Raw genomic sequence first — 3,450 nt, forward strand, 5'->3', positions numbered from 1 at the left:
GTTGGCGTGGTACACCATCACCGCGATCACCGCGATCGCGCGGATGCCATCGAGCCCCGGCAAGTACGGCAGCTGACTGACCTGCGCGTTGCCACGCCCGTCTCGGGACAGCGGGCGCGTCGGTGCCATCGCTCGCGCGGCAGCAGCCGGTGGGCGATCGGCAGTCGAGGTCACCAGCCCCCAGTATCGCCGGAGTTGCGCCCGGATCGGTGGCTACCAGGCGGTCTCGTCGGGCACAGCGCTCGAAACACGGGAAATCCGGATCGGTCAGTGCCGGAAGTGACGCTGGCCGGTGAAAACCATCGCGATGCCGTGCTCGTCCGCGGCGGCGATCACTTCGTCGTCACGTACCGAACCACCCGGCTGGATGACGGCCGCGATTCCAGCCGCTGCAGCTGCGTCGAGGCCGTCCCGGAACGGGAAGAACGCATCGCTCGCGCACGTGCCCCCATCGGCCCGACCGTCCGAGCGCTCGGCCGCGATCCGCGCCGAATCGAGACGATTCTGCTGACCGGCACCGATTCCGAATGCCTGCAGGTCCTTGGCGTACACGATCGCGTTGCTGCTGACCGCAGCACACACCGTCCAGGCGAACTCGATGTCGCGCCACTGGCCGTCGGTCGGCTGAGCGTTCGTGACGACCCGCCACGCGTCGCTGCGACCACTCACGTCGTCGGGCTGCTGCACGAGGAGTCCACCGTCGACCGGGCGCATGTCGAACGGCAGCGGCGAGGGCGCACCGGCACTCATCACCCGGAGATTCTTCTTCGCGGTCAGAATCTCGAGCGCGTCCGGCTCGAAATCGGGAGCGATCACCACCTCGGTGAACACCGCCGACAGGGGCTCGGCCATCGCGGCGGTGACGGTCCGGTTCGCGGCGACGATCCCACCGAACGCGCTGACCGGGTCACAGGCGTTCGCGGCCACGTAGGCCGACCCGATGTCGTCGCCGATCGCGACACCGCACGGATTCGCGTGCTTCACGACGACCACGGCCGGTTCGTCGAAGCGCTGCACGAGCCGCCACGCCGCCTCGGTGTCGAACACGTTCAGGTAGCTGAGCTCCTTGCCGCCGTGCTGGGTCATGGAGTCCCACCAACTCGTGGCCCCGACCTGGCGATAGCGCGCGCCTTCCTGGTGCGGGTTCTCGCCATAGCGGAGCGGCTGGGCGCGTTCGAGCGACAGGTGGATCGACTCCGGCAGGATCTCTTCCTCGGCCGCCGGCGAGTCGTCGGTCTCGTCGAGCCACGTCACGATCGCCGCGTCGTACTCGGCGGTGTGAGCGAAAGCGTTGCGCGCGAGGCGGCGACGGGTTGCCGGGGTCAGCTCGCCGTCGCTCGCGATCTCGGCGACGACTCCGTCGTAGTCGGCGGGATCGACGACGACGCCGACGAACGCGTGGTTCTTCGCAGCGGCACGGACCATCGCCGGCCCGCCGATGTCGATCAGTTCGATCCCGGGATCGGAAGCGAACGGGTAGAGGTTTCCGACCACGAGGTCGATCGGTGTGATGCCGTACGCCTCCATGTCGGCGCGATGCTCGGCGTCGGTCGGATCGGCGAGGATGCCGCCGTGGACCTTCGGGTGCAGGGTGACGACGCGATGACCGAGGATCGCCGGGACACCGGTCCACTCGACCACGTCCGTGACCTCGACCCCGGCGTCGGCGATCGCCTTGGCCGTGCCTCCGGACGACACGAGCGACCAGCCGAGATCGGCGAGCGAACGGGCGAGGTCGACGACCCCGGTCTTGTCGTACACGGACAGCAAGGCGGTGGGCACGGGCACGACCGTATCGGACGGTTCGACGACGGGACCGAACCGTTGCGTCGCCCGCGGCCGCAATTCACGACATCGACATCACACCATCCTCTATGGTCGGATCGATGTGTCGAGACACCGCGTGTCGACACGAACCACGAATGGGGAGTTCATGAACAGCAAGATCTCGGTCGCCAACCTCGTCATGCTCGCCGGGGCGGCGGTCACCTTGCTCTTCTCGTTCTTCGGTTTCTACAAGTTCGGCGACGAGTCCTTCTCGGCGTGGAGCACCGACGCACTCGCGTTCGTCACGACGATCCCGGCGATTCTGGCGATCGCGATGATCGCCTGGGTCGGCTGCGAGCTCTTCGGCGTGAACCTTCCCGACAACGTGTTGACGTTCGACTCGAACCAGCTGAAGGCCACGTGGGGTATCTCGGCTGCCGGGATCATGCTCGCCTTCATCACGACGGACGGTGACAAGTCCGCGTTCTTCTGGCTCCAGCTGCTCGGCTCCTTCGCGATGGCTGCCGGGTCGGTGATGGCGTTGCTCGGCATGGGAAGCGAGACCGTGAATCTTCCGTCGACCTCGAGCAGCAGTGCGCCACAACAGCCGGGACAGGCTCCGCCGCCGGCAGGTCGACAGCCCCCGCCTCCTCAGGGTCAACCGCAGCAGCCGCCACCCCCACCGGCGCCGGGGTCCAACCCACCGCCGCCGCCGCCGGCGCAGTAGTTCCTCAGAGCGATTTCACGATGTCGGCCATCAGCTCGCCGGCTTCGGTCGGGTTGAGGCCGACCTTCACCCCGGCGTTCGACAGCGCGTCCATCTTGCCCTGCGCCGTGCCCTTGCCGCCCGACACGATCGCGCCGGCGTGGCCCATCTTCTTGCCGGCCGGGGCGGTGACTCCGGCGACGTACGCCGACATCGGCTTCGACACGTTGGCGCTGATGAACTCGGCCGCTTCCTCCTCGGCCGATCCACCGATCTCACCGATCATCATGATCGCGTGCGTTTCGGGGTCGGCCTCGAACTCGCTGAGGCAGTCGATGAAGTTGGTGCCCGGAACCGGATCGCCACCGATACCGACGCAGGTCGACACACCGATGCCGTTCTGCTTCAACTCGTACAGCGCCTGGTAGGTGAGCGTTCCGGAGCGGCTGACGATGCCGACGTTCGGACCGTCGGCGCTCGGCTCCTGTGCGATCTCGCCGGCGGTGATCCCGATGTTGCACTTGCCGGGGCTGATGATGCCCGGGCAGTTCGGACCGAGCAGGCGGGTGTTCGGGAACTCGCGGACGAGTCGGTTGAACGTCGTCGCCTCGTCCTGGGCGGGAATGCCCTCGGTGATGCAGACGACGAAACCGATCCCGGCTTCGGCGGCCTCGATGATCGCTCCCGCTGCGAACTTCGGCGGGACGGCCGCGAACGACGCGTTCGCGCCCGTCGCCTCGACCGCCTCGGCGACCGAGTCGAAGATCGGGATGCCCTCGACGTCCTGACCACCCTTGCCGGGGGTGACGCCGCCGACGATCTGGGTGCCGTAGTCGCGGTTACGCAGGCCGTGGTACTTGCCCTGCCCGCCGGTGAGGCCCTGGACCAGGACCTTCGTGTTCTCGTTGACGAAAATTGCCATGTGTCTGTTTCTCTCTCGAAGGTTGTGCCATCCGGTGTCTGACACCCGATGGCAC

Annotated in this window: 3 protein-coding genes; 1 reads left to right on the top strand and 2 read right to left on the bottom strand. The window is 67.4% G+C overall.

The window, feature by feature from the left end:
* Positions 1-267: 267 nt before the first annotated feature.
* Positions 268-1,782, bottom strand: coding sequence for a bifunctional phosphoribosylaminoimidazolecarboxamide formyltransferase/IMP cyclohydrolase (gene purH / locus ON45_RS15700; RefSeq protein WP_051063174.1), 1,515 nt, complete (start codon positions 1,780-1,782; stop codon positions 268-270).
* Between the two features lie 151 nt (positions 1,783-1,933).
* Here purH and ON45_RS23550 point away from each other — a divergent pair, with 151 nt between their 5' ends.
* The gene (locus tag ON45_RS23550) at positions 1,934-2,494 is read left to right on the top strand and encodes a hypothetical protein (protein ID WP_193788224.1); all 561 of its coding nucleotides are present in this window, start codon (positions 1,934-1,936) and stop codon (positions 2,492-2,494) included.
* Between the two features lie 4 nt (positions 2,495-2,498).
* Here ON45_RS23550 and sucD read toward each other — a convergent pair whose 3' ends face one another.
* Positions 2,499-3,395 (bottom strand): succinate--CoA ligase subunit alpha, encoded by an 897-nt coding sequence (sucD, locus tag ON45_RS15710; protein ID WP_040494955.1) that lies wholly within the window; start codon positions 3,393-3,395, stop codon positions 2,499-2,501.
* Positions 3,396-3,450: the final 55 nt, after the last annotated feature.

This window comes from Ilumatobacter nonamiensis YM16-303 (assembly GCF_000350145.1).
GTDB classification, from domain to species: Bacteria; Actinomycetota; Acidimicrobiia; order Acidimicrobiales; family Ilumatobacteraceae; genus Ilumatobacter_A; species Ilumatobacter_A nonamiensis.

Coding starts and splice junctions, on each gene's coding strand:
- sucD (WP_040494955.1), bottom strand. CDS start 3,395: ATGGCAATTTTCGTCAACGAGAACACGAAGGTCCTGGTCCAGGGCCTC.
- ON45_RS23550 (WP_193788224.1), top strand. CDS start 1,934: ATGAACAGCAAGATCTCGGTCGCCAACCTCGTCATGCTCGCCGGGGCG.